Annotated in this window: 14 protein-coding genes; 3 read left to right on the top strand and 11 right to left on the bottom strand. The window is 44.5% G+C overall.

Going from position 1 to position 17000, the window contains the following annotated elements:
- Positions 1–35 precede the first annotated feature (35 nt).
- From V6668_RS13245 to V6668_RS13205, 9 genes are all read right to left on the bottom strand, one after another.
- Positions 36–908 (bottom strand): carbohydrate ABC transporter permease, encoded by an 873-nt coding sequence (locus V6668_RS13245; RefSeq protein ID WP_338708646.1) that lies wholly within the window; start codon positions 906–908, stop codon positions 36–38.
- Positions 909–946: 38 nt separating this feature from the next.
- Positions 947–1849, bottom strand: a complete 903-nt coding sequence (locus V6668_RS13240; protein WP_017688833.1) for an ABC transporter permease — start codon at positions 1847–1849, stop codon at positions 947–949.
- 111 nt (positions 1850–1960) lie between these two features.
- Positions 1961–3562 (bottom strand): extracellular solute-binding protein, encoded by a 1602-nt coding sequence (locus V6668_RS13235; protein ID WP_338708645.1) that lies wholly within the window; start codon positions 3560–3562, stop codon positions 1961–1963.
- A gap of 394 nt (positions 3563–3956) precedes the next feature.
- Complete coding sequence (locus V6668_RS13230) at positions 3957–4367, bottom strand: hypothetical protein (RefSeq protein ID WP_338708644.1); 411 nt, start codon at positions 4365–4367, stop codon at positions 3957–3959.
- A 202-nt stretch (positions 4368–4569) separates the two neighbouring features.
- Positions 4570–6813: a helix-turn-helix domain-containing protein gene (locus tag V6668_RS13225; protein WP_338708643.1), complete on the bottom strand. Its 2244-nt coding sequence runs from the start codon at positions 6811–6813 to the stop codon at positions 4570–4572.
- Positions 6814–6834: 21 nt separating this feature from the next.
- Positions 6835–8058, bottom strand: a complete 1224-nt coding sequence (locus V6668_RS13220) for an MFS transporter (RefSeq protein WP_338708642.1) — start codon at positions 8056–8058, stop codon at positions 6835–6837.
- A 49-nt stretch (positions 8059–8107) separates the two neighbouring features.
- Positions 8108–9160, bottom strand: coding sequence for an ROK family protein (locus V6668_RS13215; RefSeq protein WP_338708641.1), 1053 nt, complete (start codon positions 9158–9160; stop codon positions 8108–8110).
- Between the two features lie 36 nt (positions 9161–9196).
- Positions 9197–10399: an ROK family transcriptional regulator gene (locus V6668_RS13210; protein WP_338708640.1), complete on the bottom strand. Its 1203-nt coding sequence runs from the start codon at positions 10397–10399 to the stop codon at positions 9197–9199.
- A gap of 551 nt (positions 10400–10950) precedes the next feature.
- Positions 10951–11790 (bottom strand): YitT family protein, encoded by an 840-nt coding sequence (locus V6668_RS13205; RefSeq protein ID WP_017688839.1) that lies wholly within the window; start codon positions 11788–11790, stop codon positions 10951–10953.
- 374 nt (positions 11791–12164) lie between these two features.
- Between V6668_RS13205 and V6668_RS13200 the strand changes: the two genes are divergently transcribed.
- The 3 genes from V6668_RS13200 (at position 12165) to V6668_RS13190 (ending at position 15055) form a co-directional block, all read left to right on the top strand.
- Positions 12165–13223, top strand: a complete 1059-nt coding sequence (locus V6668_RS13200; RefSeq protein ID WP_036608678.1) for a fatty acid desaturase — start codon at positions 12165–12167, stop codon at positions 13221–13223.
- Positions 13224–13310: 87 nt separating this feature from the next.
- Complete coding sequence (locus tag V6668_RS13195) at positions 13311–14459, top strand: sensor histidine kinase (RefSeq protein WP_036608689.1); 1149 nt, start codon at positions 13311–13313, stop codon at positions 14457–14459.
- The gene (locus V6668_RS13190; protein ID WP_036608692.1) at positions 14456–15055 is read left to right on the top strand and encodes a response regulator transcription factor; all 600 of its coding nucleotides are present in this window, start codon (positions 14456–14458) and stop codon (positions 15053–15055) included. The genes V6668_RS13195 and V6668_RS13190 overlap by 4 nt, the downstream gene beginning before the upstream one ends.
- 179 nt (positions 15056–15234) lie before the next feature.
- On the opposite strand, the gene V6668_RS13185 is transcribed toward V6668_RS13190, so the two are convergent.
- Positions 15235–16146: a hypothetical protein gene (locus V6668_RS13185; protein ID WP_338708639.1), complete on the bottom strand. Its 912-nt coding sequence runs from the start codon at positions 16144–16146 to the stop codon at positions 15235–15237.
- A gap of 44 nt (positions 16147–16190) precedes the next feature.
- A complete protein-coding gene (locus V6668_RS13180) occupies positions 16191–16931 on the bottom strand; it encodes a polysaccharide deacetylase family protein (protein WP_074094795.1) in 741 nt (246 codons plus the stop codon).
- Positions 16932–17000 lie beyond the last annotated feature (69 nt).

The raw sequence follows: 17000 nt of genomic DNA, 5'->3' as shown, positions 1-17000 counted from the left end.
TCGTAATCAAAAGTGAACTTTTTGAACAACCTCTATTAACCTTTTACAGCACCTACCATTACGCCACTGATAAAGTACCGCTGCAACCACGGATACACAAGCAGGATCGGTAACGTGGAGAATATAACGCTGGCTGCTTTCAGACTCTCAGGCAGGACTTGAACAGCACCAATACCTTCGTTCTGCATCAGTTCTGTAATCTGGTTTTGCTGAATCATCTGATACAATTTCAATTGCAAAGGGTATAGTTCAGGCTTCGTAATATACATGAGTGCATCCTGGAAACCATTCCATCGTCCTACCGCGTAGAATAAGCTCAGTGTCGCCATAACCGGAAGGGATAGTGGCAAAATAATGCGCATAAGTGTTCCAAAGTGGCTGCTTCCATCAATGCCTGCTGCTTCTTCTAGACTTTCGGGAATACCTCTGAAGAAGGTAATGAGGATAATCATATAAAACGGACTAATCAATCCAGGCAGAATAAGTCCCCATGTGCTATCGAGTAGATGTAGATTTTTGATCAGAATGTACTCGGGGATAATGCCGCCACTGAAGAACATCGTCACCACAATGACAAGCATGAACCACTTGCGCCCTTTCAGATTGCTCTTCGCCAGTGGATAAGCTGCTGCAATGGTCATCACCATGCTTAGCACCGTACTCAGGACGGTCAGCCAAATGGTATAGATGAGGGAACGAATCATTGATCCATCTGCAAATACCTTGGTATACGCCTCAAACGATAACTCTTTGGGGAAAAAGGAAACTTCTCCTGAACCGATCGACCGGTTTGAGCTGAGCGAGATCGCAATAATATGAATGAATGGTGCAAGACACACCACCATCGTAATGATAATAAGAATGACGTTTACCGTGTTGAATATTCGATTCGCCGTGTTTTCAGACATCTCACTCACTCCTTACAGATCATATGTGAATCAATCCACTACATAATGCTCTCATCGGTTAATTTCTTGGACGTATAATTTGCTCCGAGTATGAAGACAAGTCCAACTAATGCCTGGAACAAACCTACAGCTGTTGCGAGCGTAACTTGACCAGACTGTAAACCGACACGATAGACAAATGTGCTGAGCACATCCGAGTATTCACGTACAGCCACGTTACCGATTATAAACGGTCGGTCGAAGCCGATAGAGATCATGTTGCCGACATTGATGATCAATAAGGTAACAATCGTTGTTTTGATGCCTGGCAAGGAGATGTGCCAGATTCTGCGTAGCCGACTTGCTCCATCCACTTCTGCGGCTTCGTAGAGTTCCCGGTTAATGCCCGTGAGAGATGCCAGATACAGAATCGTACCCCAGCCTGCACTCTGCCACACGCCTACCGCAAGATACGTAAAGAGCCAATAGTTTTTGTCTGAAAGGAAAGGTAATGGATCAAATCCCATGCTCATCAAGATATTGTTAATAAAACCGGATTGTGTACCGAATACCTGAAGTACGATCCCTCCAATAATGACCCACGAAATAAAGTGAGGAATGTACAGTAAAGTCTGTGCCAACTTTTTGAACCAGGCCTTCTTCAGCTCGAACAATAAGATGGCTAATATAAGTGGTGCCGGGAAGGAGACCAGTAGATCCAGCATGTTAAGCACTAACGTGTTGCGTAATGCCGTGTAGAATCCCTGATTTTGAAACACTTCTCTGAATGCATCCAAGCCAATCCACTCACTACCGGCGATCCCTTGAAAGAAGTTAAAGTCCTTGAACGCAATCTGCACGCCATACATTGGCCCATACTTGAAAATAATGAAGTAGATCATGGGCAGTAGGAGCAACGCATATAGTTGCCAGTTTCTGCGGAAATAGATGCTTGTTTTCATATACCTTCCCCCCATGTCATTCAGGATTCTTCATCAAGGCGATGTTGCCATCGCCCTAATGAAATCCCTGTTCTTTGTTGTCATACACATTAGATGTGATCTCTACTCTACTTATTTCATCGCTTTGTAAGCTTCTGTACGTTCATCCAGGATTGCTTGACCACCGCTCGCCATGTAGTCCTTCATCATGCTGTCATACGTAGCTTCAAAATCAGCGGGTTTGGAAATGGTTGTTTTCACGAAAAACTCCATAAACTTGTCTTTCAAGCCGTTACCGTAACGTGCTTCTGCGTCAATCGGTTTGGAGAAACGTATCGGTTGAATGGTGTCCGTGTTAGAGATCGCTACCGACTTGCGCATATCATCCCGATACTTCGACTCTACCTGTACGACATAAGCCTCTTCATTTTTCTTGTCATCTCCAACGTATTTACCATTGACGATAATGGCAATGTCACCGGAATTATAGATACGACCTGCGATTTCAGGAGAAGCATCATCTTTGATCAGTGGAACTCCATCCACGAGCTCATAGTTCTCGTTTTCAACACCGAATTGCAGATCGAACAGGTTGTTGCCCGAAGCCATCCAATCCAGATACTTCATCGCTGCTTCCGCATTGTTGCTTGACTTCGGAATCATGACATACATCGCATTGGGTGCATAAGCCGGTTTGGCGAATTTGCCTTCGGAGTTTTTGAATGCATCAATCGGTGTCATCACTGCACCCTGTTGATTGGTTTGCAGGTTTTTGTACGTACCGGAGATATAAATCTCCCCTGCATCCTCGGTGTAGAATCCAACTTTGCCGTTAGATACATCTTCCCACAGCTTTTTCTTGTCTTTGTCGAGTCCAAAGTCCTTGCTCATTAATCCTTCATTATAAAGTGTGTTCATATATTTTAGGGCTTCCTTGAAACCAGGCAACAACGTTGGATAGTCATTAGAACCCAGTTGTTGCGTTAATGTATATTTCTGTTCTTCCGTCAGCGGTTCAATGAATGACCAGATCAGTGGTTCATATTGAGCCGAGGCAATGGACATCCCCATAGGAATAAGTCCTGTGCCAACCTTACCCGGATCTTTTTCCTTGAAGGCCTTCAGTGTTGTATGCAGCTCCTCAGCTGTCTCAGGGGAAGGCAATCCAAGTGCATCCAGCCAGTCCTGACGAACATAGGATGCGTACTTGCCAAGTACAAGACGTTTACCTGGAACCGCGAACTGTTGTCCATCGTATTGACCGTAGGCCAGCGTTTCATCTCCCAGGAACTTCTTCAGGTTAGGACCACTTTGATTGATCAGATCCGTAAGTTCAGTCAGACCTCCTTGCTCTGCATACCGGTTGAATGTTCCCGAATCGTAGGTAAAGACGATATCAGGTACTTCAGAGCCACTCGCCATCAGAACGTTAAGTTTCTGTACTTCCTCCGAGCGTGGTACCGGAACAAACTGAACATCGATGTTGTTTGGATCACCAAACTTCTCTTGAATGAAGCGAGTCAGATAACTGTCCGAAATGGTGTAGCCCGCCGGTGTGTTTCCCCGGTCGAAGATTTCTACTTTCAAAGTCGTTTTTTCCCCCGAACCCGTCTCTCCTGATGAAGATGTTGATTCGCTTCCTGACGAACATGCAGATAATAATAGAGTGAATGCTGTTACCACTGCGAGGATTGAACTTGCCTTGCCTGCCTTACGTCTTTGAAATAATCTCATTTGACCTTTCCCCTTTCGCACACTCTCTGAATGGATTCACATGATTGCCACTCCACTTTGTTCATCCCATTTTGTTGCACCTGTGAATGTCACTAATCATTACATACGATCTGATGTTTAGACAATAAACTATTTTCAACATGTGAAATTCACGTTTTTTACGTTAAATACCGCGATGTATAAACATATTTCCTGACAATATACAATTTTCACACCTTTAATGTTAACTATAATAACATATTATGTTGCATTCATTTTGATTTCTCATAGACAATCTGGCATCACCCATCTTGCAATAATCTTTTTTCCATTAAATCTCTCTTCAAAAAATGAAAAAGAGACCACATCTTATGTGATCTCCTTGTTTAGCAACACGTGTAGAACGATTCCACGACTAATTCCTCGGCGGAAGATTAAACTTCATTTGACCAAACAACGTATCGATGGCATTTCCCGCAAATTGATCGATGACATGTTCGTTGGTCGTGTCCGTATGTTCCAAAATCAACACATTATACTTCTCATCATAATGCATTCCGCCCAAAATAAATCGTACTGGAATGTTCTGAGCTGCCCCTGCCTTCGAAATGGCCTGAATAAGTTCGGATTCATGCCTTTGTTGACTTGTCGTGTAGGTACCAACAGGTATAGTTATCGTATATGACGAGTCATCTACATGAAATGTAAATGTGTTGTTGCTTGCTGTAATGGTAACCCGTTTACTGATATCTACCGATCCCCACACTTGCTGTCCATATTTGTACACCATCTTCAACTCCTGCCCTATTAATCTATGAATTGTCATAATGCTAGTATAGGACATTCGTAAAATTCCTTAACAACATACCGGCTACACTAGCCTAAGATCGTGGTTATACACCCAAAAAATCTCCTGTTAAGGACGATAAGGGACAAAACCTTATTGCCTCATACAGGAGATTTCATTGATATCTCTAAGATTATTGGATTTCACCCGATACTCGGATGTTCTAACACGTGCAATTCCGTTATTGATCCCCTTGTTTTCCACCCTGCTTGCGGTAGTCTCCTGGTGTCACGCCCATAATCCGTTTAAATACTCTGCCGAAGGAAATTGCATTGGCGTATCCCACTTGAAGAGCAATATCCTGAACAGCCATATCGGATGCAGACAACAGACGACAGGCCTTTTCGACCCTCAGTTTCACCAGAAAATCAACAAACTTCATCTCAAACTCTTCCTTGAACAAATAACTCACATATTTGCCCGAGATTTGGAACCGATCACTCAAATGTTTCAGCGACAGATCCGGATCATCAAAATGCTCTTCAATATATATCCGCAGCTCGTTGATCATCGCGCGATGACTTTTCGTTTCATTCACAGATACATAATTGCGATAAACTTCTTTAAGCCACTCCTGCAAAATCTCTTGAATGCCCTCGAGTGTCTCCACCTGCTGGATATCACTGCGAAGACGAGTCAGGATTTCCTCGGCAAATTGGCTTTGCAACCGCTCAGACAGCTCCCCGAATTCACGGGACAACATCTGGATTAACGCCTGCAGCAACATGCGAATATCGTTATCTGTAATCTGATCTTCATTAAACGCAACAAACATCTGATCCAGCTGCGTTCGCCAACCATCGCCGGTTAGTCTGAATTCACGGACAAAGTCCGCGAGCATCTGCAAATACTTGTACGATTGCAGCTCAATACGATCCGGCAGTTGCTCACTGAGAACGATCGCATCTTTACCAAGGGTAAGTCTATGTTGCAAACCCGCATCTGCACTCGCATAGGAACGAGTAATCTCCTCCCAGCCCGATACGGTTCGTCCAATTCCGAACGTAAACCGTAGGCGGAAGTTTTCCGCAATCCACATATGCATCTGCTTAGCCAGATCCATAAGTAATTCACGGTCCAGTCCTTCCTGCTCATCCGATGCAATCACCACAATAAGCCTGCGGTTCCCAAACCATTCAGCCCAACCGCCGAACTGGGTCTCATTCTGCACAAGTTCTTCCACTACGTTCATAAGTGCAATCTTCAGAATATTCTGATTGGTCGAGAGATCGTCACCATTCATCTCCGCAATGAGGACTGCAACACTCTTCGGTTCCATGAATCGTTCCTCTAGCGGTTGCAGATGGCGAAGTCGCTGACGGAACGAATCCATTCGCTCCCCTTCCATCAGATCAACAAGCAACTGTCTGCGATGAATCAACAGGTTTTCATGATGTTGTTTCTCATAGTCAACCGTTTGAGCAATCAGATGTTCCAGCGCACGGTCGATGAGTGCCAGTTCATCTTTGACGGATGGAGTTGCTTCATTCTCCTCGGCACGTGGCTGTAACGCCTGAATTCGATTCATGATCAGCTGGATGGGGCGTGTATTTCTGCGAGTAATGTAGATTAGTCCCGCCACCGCACCAACAATCGTTAATAAACCAATACCGATCCACACATAAGAAACAAGGGATACCCATGAATACAGCTGTCCGGATTGAATACCACTCTCGAAGACCAGACCAAGCTTGTCCGCAGTCACACGATTAAGGATTTCACCTGCTGAAGGGTCCATTTGATGCGCGGTATAGATCAGATTGTCGCTCTTATCCCGAACCTGAAGAACAGATAACTTTTCATTGGTCATGTTATCAATCTGCCGTTCCACTGCATACATGCGGATGGTAATGACGAGCAGTCCTTCCCCGCCCCACGGTAACGGAAGCCACTTATTCATGCTAATCACCTGTGAAGGTACGTCGAAGGAACGTTCCTTATAATCACGTGGCAGGTTCCAACCGAGGTTCTCCCGATCTTTCAAGGCTTGCTCAATATAGGCATGATCTTCGAAATCTTCCAAACGCATCATGCCTCTGGGCGTAAGAATCTGGGAATCGGACATGCGATAGAGATAAATGGATTGAATCATATCCTGCTGATCCAGCATACGTCCCAGCCCACTTGCCGCATCATAGATGAACTGACTCGATAATTGTCCCTGTCCAGCTTCCAGAAAGCGACTATATGTTTTGTTTGCACCAATGTCTTCAAGCAACCGAAGTTCAATGTCGCTTAGCGAGCGCTCCAGTGTATCCACGATATAGCGGGTGGAGATCATGTCGGCTTTTTGTGTTTCGTTACGTGAGAGTTCGTTGACAATCAGGAAGGAGAGAAAGATCAGAATGGAAATCGTAAGCAGAAAAATAGGAAAATACGAATACATCAACTTGGTGTGCCAATTCCGCTTCAGATTTACTTTCATAGGCTCCAACTCCTTCCATCTCTATTCTAATGAGTATGCTCTTCTCTGTTCTTTGGCCTGCCTGCTGACGATATACAGAATCACTGATCCTAGTGCCGCACTGATCGTGCAAGCCAGATACATCAGTGATGGACCGCCGGAATCGAGTAAATATCCGTTAAGCATATTACCAACAATTCCGCCCAGGCCAGCAAACACCATGTTAAATAAACTTTGTCCTGTGGCCTGCATTTCCCGTCCCGTAACCGAAGCCACATATTCCACTGCTGCGATATAAAAGAATCCGAAGGATAACCCATGCAGCACCTGAACGCCAATCATGACCTCAGGTGTCGGCGATAGCCATTGTATCCCCCAACGTAACATATACGCCCCCGCTGCAAGCAGCATCGTGCGTTCATGCCCCCATTTTCGGAGTATGAATGCCGCTGCCAACATGGATGGAACATTGGTAATCGACGCAAGCAACAACGCCGTACCTGTCATGGTCACAGAACCGCCAGCCATCTGAAATGAAATAACAAAAAAGGAGTTAAACGCAGTGAGCGTTTGGTTAACCAGGAAACAACCTGTTAGAAATAGAAGGAATGTCCGGTTTCGGAGCAATCTTGCCAAACCTACGGAGAAGGTTACCGAGGACGAGGATATACTCGTCTGCCGGGGAAGTGTACTTGCCAGTATAGCGCTCAGAATGTTAAACAGGAGAAATGGCAGCCATAACATGTGAATGGAAAACTGGGAGAGATACATCCCTGCGGCAAATCCACCAACTCCCGTTCCTATGCTGCCGAAGAGTCGGATCATGCCATATGAGGTATTGGCTGCTCTCGCGGCGGTAACCGCATAGGAGTCAGCCACGGGTATTTGAGTCACTTGGAATATAGTGCATAAAGTATAAATCAATATTAATATAAAGTACACTTGAATATTGTAGAAATACGCTAACGATGCAGGAACAAGCAGGCTTATCACGAGTACGAACCGTGTCTTTTTAAACTTATCTACCAGAATTCCCCATATAGGTTGAAGGATAATAGATACAAGTGTGCCAAACGCCATAATAAATCCGGTTTCTTTACTGGAAAACCCTTGTGCTACCAATATGGGATTAATGTACGGGTTAAACATCCCCCCGGCAAGCCCCATAAACAGATATAGGCCCTGTAATTGGAGTAAAACACGTTTTGCATCATTGGAATCGGCTTTTATTTTCTCTGTGTAAGCCTTCATATGTCTACTTCTCATCCGGATCTCCATCCTTTATTTCTGTAGTTGCTTCGCCTATTCTCTATTTTTAAGTGCGTGTCAGACTGGACTTGATTGCAGCCAATGCCCCGATTGCTCCTGCTTTGTTCCCCAGTTCAGCTACAGCTAAAAGTGTAGGCAGAACAGTGTAACGTTGGAGGCGTGTGCGCACTTCGTTTAGATAATAGGATGGGTTGGATGCAGCCACGCCACCACCGATCACTATAATGGAAGGATTGAGTAAAGCCGTAATATTCGCCAGACCTCTCGCCATATAACGCATGGGTAGTTCCAGAATCTCCAGGGCAGCAAGATCACCCGACTCCGCTGCTTTGAATACATGCCTGGCTTCAATCTGTTCCGCTTCCCCTCCTGCCAGACTCATGATCAGGGATAAGGAACTTCCCTTTCCAGCAGCAAAATAACGCCTCGCCTGTTCGGTAATTCCCGTACCTGAAGTCACTTGCTCAAATACGCCAAAGGAATCCGCATCCGCAACGTAACCGGTATAAAGCCCTTCGTCTCCTGCAATGAAATGCCCAATCTCACCTGCTGCTCCATTCTGGCCGCTATAGAGCTGTCCATTCAGGATAAGAGCAGATCCAATGCCTGTTCCAACCGTGACCATTACACAGTGTTGATGTCCCTGTGCTGCCCCTTGATCATATTCTCCCATTGCCGCCATATTCACATCATTATCCAACATGATATTCCCGCTGTAATACTTCGCAATAACAGGGCGAATATCTAGCTCAGGCCACTGAAAAGCGGGAGCATTTCGCAGTATCCCCTCCTCTTGCAGAATCACACCAGGGAATCCCAAGCCTGCACCTTTAAGTTGATCCAGACTGCATCCAACTTCGCGGCAGAATGTTTCCAGTTCAGCGAATAACCATCGGAAGAACTCATCCGGCTGATCACTGGCAAGCGTAGGCAAGATCCGTTCATGAACTTCATTTCCAGCCTGTTGTGATGACAATAGCATTAATGTTTTGGTGCCTCCAATGTCAATACCTGCAATCCAGCCGGATGGATCACCTCCAACCGTACCATCCTGATTGGTCTGATAATTATTACTTACGTTTTTCACGAATTCTGTCATGCCTTTTCCCTCCTCACATGTTGTATATCCAATCTCTTATTCCATGGCTTCCTGCTGAAGGTTCAGCATCGTTTGTTGTATGGCTACCTGTACCGCGCCAGTGACAACAGCCTGCTCACCAAGCTTGGAACAGATTAACTGTGGTTGCACGGGGAATTGCTCAGAGATGATCTGCCTCAGTAAAGGCAATAACACATCACCGTTCCCTCCTACACCTCCGCCAAGCACAATGAGATCTGGAGCAAGCACAACGCTAATCTGACGCAGAGCGGAAGCAATCTTCTGGCTGTATTGTTGTAGAATGTCTAACGCCTCTACTTCTCCACTGCGCGCAGCTTCAAATAACTTCTCGGGAGTCAGGTGTCTGTGAAGATCATCTGCACCCGAATCAGCAACTTCCAATAGTTCATCATGCTGATCTAGATAATCTTTCGCCAGTTGCATCAGACCATCAGCGGACAGCACTTCCTCCAGACGTCGGCCATCGTCCACCAGTATCTCCGCGATCTCTCCAGTTAAGCCACCTAAACCTCGAAGCAGTTGGCCATGTACCATGATGCCAGCGCCTGTCCCTGTACCGATGGAGAAAAAAACAAACAAGGGATATCCTGCTGCTGCACCACTCCGATACTCCCCAAGCGCTGCAAGATTCACATCATTTTCCAGAATTACTTCACAGGGAAAAGTTCCTGACAACGATTCTAGAGAGAAAGCTTCTTCCAGACCCGCTAACGGGTCCACAATACGATGGATACGCCCTGATTCAGGCAGCACTACGCCTGGTATACCAAACCCGATGCACTGAATCTGATCCCAGTTCAGATGATTCTCATCAAGCAGTTCGTTCATATGGCTTCGAAGAAGCTCCAACATCGTCGCTTCTGCTCGCTCATAAGCTTCTTGAACAACCATGGGATATGTTCGATAGGCAATGATCTCTCCATTCAGATCGGATAATGCAATCCGAATACGTGTTGCGCCGATATCTATACCACAGACATAATAAGCCGTTTCGTTGAAACGAATGAGGGTTGCTTTTCGACCCTGAGCGTTGTCAGCTGGCCCCATTTCCCTCACCAGATTACGGTCAATCAGATGTTCGACTGCCAAAGATACTGTTGGTTTACTGAGTCCGGTCTGACGGCTGATTTCCGCTCTCGACATGGTTCCCTGAGTTATGAGGGCATCCATAATGAGATTTTCATTCAGATTGCGGATATACTGCGGTGTGCCAGCCATGTTATCGCCTCCTCTTATAGTTAGTTAGGTTTATTAACAAATTGATTAAATTCAATATATCATCGTGTTTGGTAGGTGTACAGCTTTTTGTCATTGCACTCTTTTAGTAGAAAGTTTTACTAGAAAGAACCAACCTTCACCTGTAACACAAAAGCCTAATAAAGGAATTATTATACAATAATAGACGTTTATACATTTCCGAAACAGTGACACGCTCATAGAATACCTTATCACGATCAGGGAGGTTTTAATATGTATAGAAAACATCATAAATGTCATCATCCAAGACCAAAGTGTTTTTACAAAAAAATTACGAAAACTTGTGTTACCAAAGTGAAATATGTCCCTACAAAGTGTAAAAAACACTGTCATGTCACTGTTGAATATTGTGGAGTCAAAAAAAGAAGACATTACTAATACTCTTTTGCCCTTCTCTTCGGAGAAGGGTTCTTTCTTATTGAACTAGATTAATACCGGATACCATTAACCTATCAAAAAAGTTGCGGTGATATTTCACCGCAACTCCTTTCTTCCTTATATACATATATTCATCAAGTTTTAGAGAGTTCAATAAATCCTTCACCGAAAACATCACGCACGTCATGAATGGTGATAAAAGCAATCTCATCTTCTGCTCGTACAATCTTCTTGAGCATAGAAACTTCCTGCTTGCTAATCACAATGTATAGAATTTCTTTCTTATTTTTTGTGTAATAGCCATGACCGGACAGGACGGTTACTCCGCGATCCATCTTCTCAATGACTTGCTTTGCGATTTCATCCTGTTTGGAAGAGATAATCATGACTGCTTTTTTCGGATTGAGCCCTTCAATAATGAACTCCATTGTTTTGGTTCCGACAAACAGCAAGACAATTGTACACATTAATCCTTGTGGTCCAATGATGAAGTATGAGGAGAAAGCCACAATCAGATCGAAGAACAGAAGTCCGTAACTGATATTCCAATCCAGATATTTGTTGGCAAGTCGGGCCAGGATCACTGTCCCCGCCGTTGTGCCTCCCACTCTAACAATCAAGCCAATACCAAGACCGGCAAATAATCCGGCAAAAATGGTATTGATCCAGAGTTCATCCGATGCAATCGTCCAACTCTCCGTCAGATGCAGGAACAACGAATTGAATACCACTGCAATAATCGTATATACCGTAGTCGTTTTATCAAGAAACCGATATCCCACAATTAACAAAATACCGTTCAGGATCAAGTTCATCAGTCCAGGGGACCATTCAAACAGGTAATACAAAATAATCGTGATACCCGTGACGCCGCCTTCAGCCAAATCGTTCGGGATGACAAACAGGTTCACCGCCAGTGCAAACAGAAATGCACCTGCCATAATAAATAGGATATCCGTAATTCGTTTCTTCATTATGCATTCCATCCAATCCATCAGAAATCAACCTAATCGACCCGTCTCATAAGTTGTCATAACCACTCAAGGATAGATTTTACCATGCTCTCAACAAAATTTGTATACATAATACAAATTGTTGCGTAATTTGTGCAAAGGAATTTGTAAAACCTGCTCTTCTGTCTTCTGCATAGCTATTGAGTATCATACACCCATGACAAATGTCATGGTCCGTCATTGATATTCATCATTACAGAAGGCTGACGTTTATGACTTACTGTCATGTTCGGATTGTTTTACAATGATAAAAACGCTTCCTACAGGAAAGTCTAGCGGGAAACGCCAAGTTGTAGCTGATTACAGTTATAACGATTGAAGGAGGACACAATTTTATGAACAGATCAAAAGAAATGGCCTTAAAAAAAGAAGTTACCCCTTACGAAAAAAATGATCTCAGACTAAGTATCCGCCAGTTAATCAATACATTGCTCCCGCTCTTCTTGTTATGGGCTGCAGCTTACTTTAGCTTATCGGTTTCCTACTGGCTGACCTTCCCGATTGCCTTGGTGGCATCCGGATTTGTACTTCGGACCTTTATTATTTTCCATGACTGCTGTCATGGTTCATTCTTCAAGAGCAAACGCGCCAATGATATTCTCGGTACCATTACTGGTGTATTAACAGTGACACCCTATCAGCAGTGGAAAAACGAGCATTCTATCCATCACGCAACAAGCAGTAATCTTGACAAACGTGGTGTAGGTGATATCTGGGTTATGACAGTTGACGAATATAAAGAAGCTTCTCCTTGGGGTCGTCTCTTCTATCGGATTTATCGTAACCCGTTTGTATTGTTTTGTATCGGACCCATTTACGTGTTTCTGTTGGCTTACCGTTTTAACCGCAAAGGTGCTAGACGTAAAGAACGTATCAATACACACCTGACTACCGTATTGATCGTTGTGCTCTATGCATTCATGTCCTGGTTAGTCGGATGGCAGGCTTTTGTAATGGTGCAAGCACCTATCTTCTTCTTCTCCGGTTTCTTTGGTATCTGGCTGTTCTACGTTCAACATCAGTTCGAAGAGACGTATTTTGAACATGAAGATGAGTGGAGTTATGTAAAAGCAGCTGTTGAAGGCAGTTCTTATTACAAATTGCCAAAATTATTGCAATGGATCAGTGGTAATATCGGGTTTCACCATGTGCATCACTTGAGCCCACGTGTACCTAACTATTTCTTGGAAGAAGCACATAACGCAACACCACCTTTGCAAAAAGCAACGACTATTACACTACGTTCCAGTCTGGTTGCCCTGCGCTTCCGTCTGTGGGATGAAGATTCTAAACAGTTTATTAGCTTCAGACAGCTCAAAAAGCTATCCCGCAAGCCGTATGTTCAACCGCCTATCCGAGTAACCAATCCAGCGGGTCTGACAGAGAAGCCTTAACTCTGTCGGATTCGTTTTCTTGTGTTCAAGCCATAGTCATGCTACAGTCATGCTAAAGTTGAGTACAAGTTTGAGGAGGAGAATTCCATTCAAAAGTGGATGCAAAATTTTTATAAAAAAACAGGGTTGAACCTTTATGTATGGCTCGCCTTTTTCATCCTGCCATTCTATTTTATATCGCAATATTCTAAATTATGGACGATGGTAACCGGCATCATCATTATCCTCGTTTTCTTCGTCTGTTACCTGCTCGCCTTCATCACCAAGGGCTGGCAGGTGTACATGTGGATTGGAATGCTTATTGCCATATCCATTACGATGACGATCGCCTATGATTATGCCTACTTCTCATTGTTTCTTGCTTTCTTTATTGGGAATATTAAAAATAAAGCCGGTTTCTTCACTCTCTACTCGGTGAACCTGGGAGCCAGTTTCGTAACCATTAATTACGGTTTCATTAATCAGAGTTCTCTGTTGGTGAGCCAACTCCCGTTTGTATTCATCAGCTTAATGGCCTCCATCCTGCTTCCAATCAGTACGTATAACAAAAACAAAACTGAACATTTGGAAGGCCAATTGGAGAATGCGAACAAGCGACTTGATGATCTCGTAAAAATGGAAGAACGCCAGCGTATCGCTCGTGACCTGCACGATACACTTGGACAGAAGCTCTCTCTGATCGGTCTGAAAACCGATCTGGCGAGACGGCTGCTCCGCAATAATCCCGATCAGGCCGAGATTGAATTGAACGACCTCAGACAAACGGCAAGTACAGCTCTGAAGGAAGTCCGGGAAATGGTCACCACCATGCGTGGTACACAATTGGTCGATGAACTGTTCCGGGCGGAGCAGATTCTGAAGGCCGCTTCGATTGAATTTGTGCTGGAAGGTAATCCGAAGTTACAGGATACGTCACAATTGAATGAAAATGTGCTCGGTATGTGCTTGAAAGAAGCTGTCACGAATGTCGTCAAACACAGTCAGGCAACAACCTGTACTATCATCATTAAGGAAACACTAGCGGATAATGTAGTAACCGTTCAAGATAACGGTGTTGGAATAGAACGAACTCGCAAACAGGATCGGCGCGGAACAGGAATTTTGGGCATGAAGGAACGACTTGAATTTGTGAACGGTTGTCTGGATATTCGCTCTGCGACAGACATCCCGGGTACAGCGATCATTATTCATGTTCCTAAACTCGTTCGCAAACCGATAAAGGAGGCAGAATCATGATTAGAATTGTAATCGCGGAAGATCAGCGCATGATGCTCGGCGCCTTGTCCTCCCTCCTCAATCTGGAGGAAGATATGGAAGTCGTCGGACGTGCCAGCAACGGCCAGGAAGCCCTTGCCCTTGTCCAGGAGCTTGCACCAGACATCTGTCTGATGGATATAGAAATGCCCGTGAAAAGCGGCCTTGAAGCTGCAGAAGAACTCAAAGGAATGAGCTGTAAGGTCATTATCCTGACCACTTTTGCCCGGACCGGATATTTCGAACGTGCCCTAAAGGGAGGTGTCCGTGGTTACCTGCTCAAAGACAGTCCAATTGAAGAACTTGCCGAGTCGATCCGCCAAGTTATGAATGGCAGACGCATCTTCGCTCCCGACTTGGTAGATGAAGCTTATGTAGAAGAAAACCCACTGACAGAACGGGAGAACGCTGTACTAGGCCTCATGGCAGATGGGAAAAACACCAAGGAAATCGCCGGGCATCTGTTCATTACAACGGGAACGGTGCGTAACTACATCTCCATTATTCTCAACAAGTTAAATGCCAGTAACCGCATTGAGGCCATCACTCGCTCCAAGGAAAAAGGGTGGTTTAAATGAAAGTACCGCTTTAACCCATTGAAACAAAAATAAGCATGTACCCCGGCTGCATAAGCTGCGATAACATGCTCAAAATAAAAAGCTTGGCCCAGCAATTTCTTCCTGGGCCAAGCTTTTTTAGGTGTATCGTAACAATCCCACGCTCATTTCTTCTACATTGCAGGATAACCGTAGAATACTTAAGGTTTCACAGATACAACCATGCCAAGAGCTTCTAACGGCACTTGATCGGTCTTAAGCTGATGAATTTGGTTACCGTCCTGCCATGAGATCGTTACATGAACAGACTTTCCACCACTTGGATATTCAACCTTGATATACCCTTTATCTTTGGGTACTGGCAAGGTATGTGACTCCAGGTACTCCACCATTTTCTTCGCTATGCCCGGATTATTCATTTCATCTTCGGATACCGAACGAATTTCCAGCGTCCATCTACCTTCTTGCCAAGTCAGATATTGACTGCCTGCGGCACCTTCACTCATACCTTTGATACCATGTCCCAGATCCACAACCATATCTGCTGGAATATCTTTCAGGTCCGTCTCAGGGAAAATTTCTGACTGATTCGGGTCCTTATAGGTCTTCACTTCATAGGAAGCCCGTACAGGTATCTTACTATCGGATGCAGATAAAGATTGATCATTAATGGCAACAGACTGAGTGGTAGCGTAGAAGTTTACCTTAAATGCATCCGCAGTATTGGACAGTATTGCCGCCCCCAAAGATGTACCCTTGTCCAATGTGAATGAAGTGGGTAACGCTGCATCCTTCATCTTCAACTGGTTGCGAACTTGCTTGATCACATCATTCACACCTGATTGACCAGTGGCAACTTGGTTGTCATTTGCCTTCGATCCTGATGTGTCTTCATTATCTGTTGTGCCCGCATTTTCTTTGGTTCCTGTTTCATTTTCATTAGAGAAATCAGCACCACCGCTGCCGGTCTCGGTCTGCTCCCCCACTGTTGTCGTTGGTGAAGAACTATTCTCTGATGATGCTGTATTTGAATCCGGTCCGCCACATCCTGCCAGAGCAAGTAAAACCGCTGTCGTTACTGGAATCGTGATCCATAATGGCTGTTTCTTCATGATGTGTACCTCCTTCGTTGTAGCCAATCTAAAAATTCAAAAGATTAACGCTTGTCGTTCCAGAAGTTAACCGGCTGCACTTTTTTGCTTAATACTTCAAAACGATACCCCTCTGCCTTCAATGTTTTCAATACTTGCGGTAATACTTTCAGCGTTGCTTCCTGGTCGTGCATAAGCACAACAGGTGTTGTTCCGCTCTTTTGCACATTGTGGATTTGCTTCATTACACTGTTATAGACTTTCTGGTGATCCTTCTTGTATTTCCAGTCTTCCGAATCGACATTCCAATCCCATAGATGGAATCCACCCTGGCCCAGCAGTACATTACGGAATGCCGGTTTGAGATAAGGTTTACTACCATATGGCGTCCGAACGAGACTTGTTTTAACTCCGGCAACCTTGTTCAGACTTGCATTGGCCTGTTGCATCTCTTTCAATCCGCTATATGCAGATTTATAGAATTTGCCTGGAACGTGAGTCACACCATGCAGACCCAATCCATGCCCGTCAGCTACGATACGTTTGGTAGCCTTCTGAAATTGCTCCATTTGAGGTCCCAGCATAAAAAACGTTGCCTTCGCATGATATTGATCCAGAATATCCAGTAACTGACCCGTATGAGCGGTTGGCCCATCATCAAACGTCAGGTATATGATTTTGGAATTTGCTTTGCTTGCACCATCCTTGGATGCAGCTGATTTGGCAGATACCGACTGCGGCAATAATAGTGGAATGATTAATAAAATAGCAAGTGTGACCATGATAGATTTACGAATATGTAGCATAATTAAAAGTCTCCCTTGTGTGTTATATTTCCCCGGGTGTCCATGTTTTTCTACCTTCATCCCTTGGCG

Origin of the sequence: Paenibacillus amylolyticus (genome assembly GCF_036894225.1) — a bacterium.
Lineage (GTDB): Bacteria > Bacillota > Bacilli > Paenibacillales > Paenibacillaceae > Paenibacillus > Paenibacillus amylolyticus.
The sequence above is the reverse complement of the archived record's forward strand: the minus strand, read 5'-3'. Positions and strand labels throughout refer to the sequence as shown.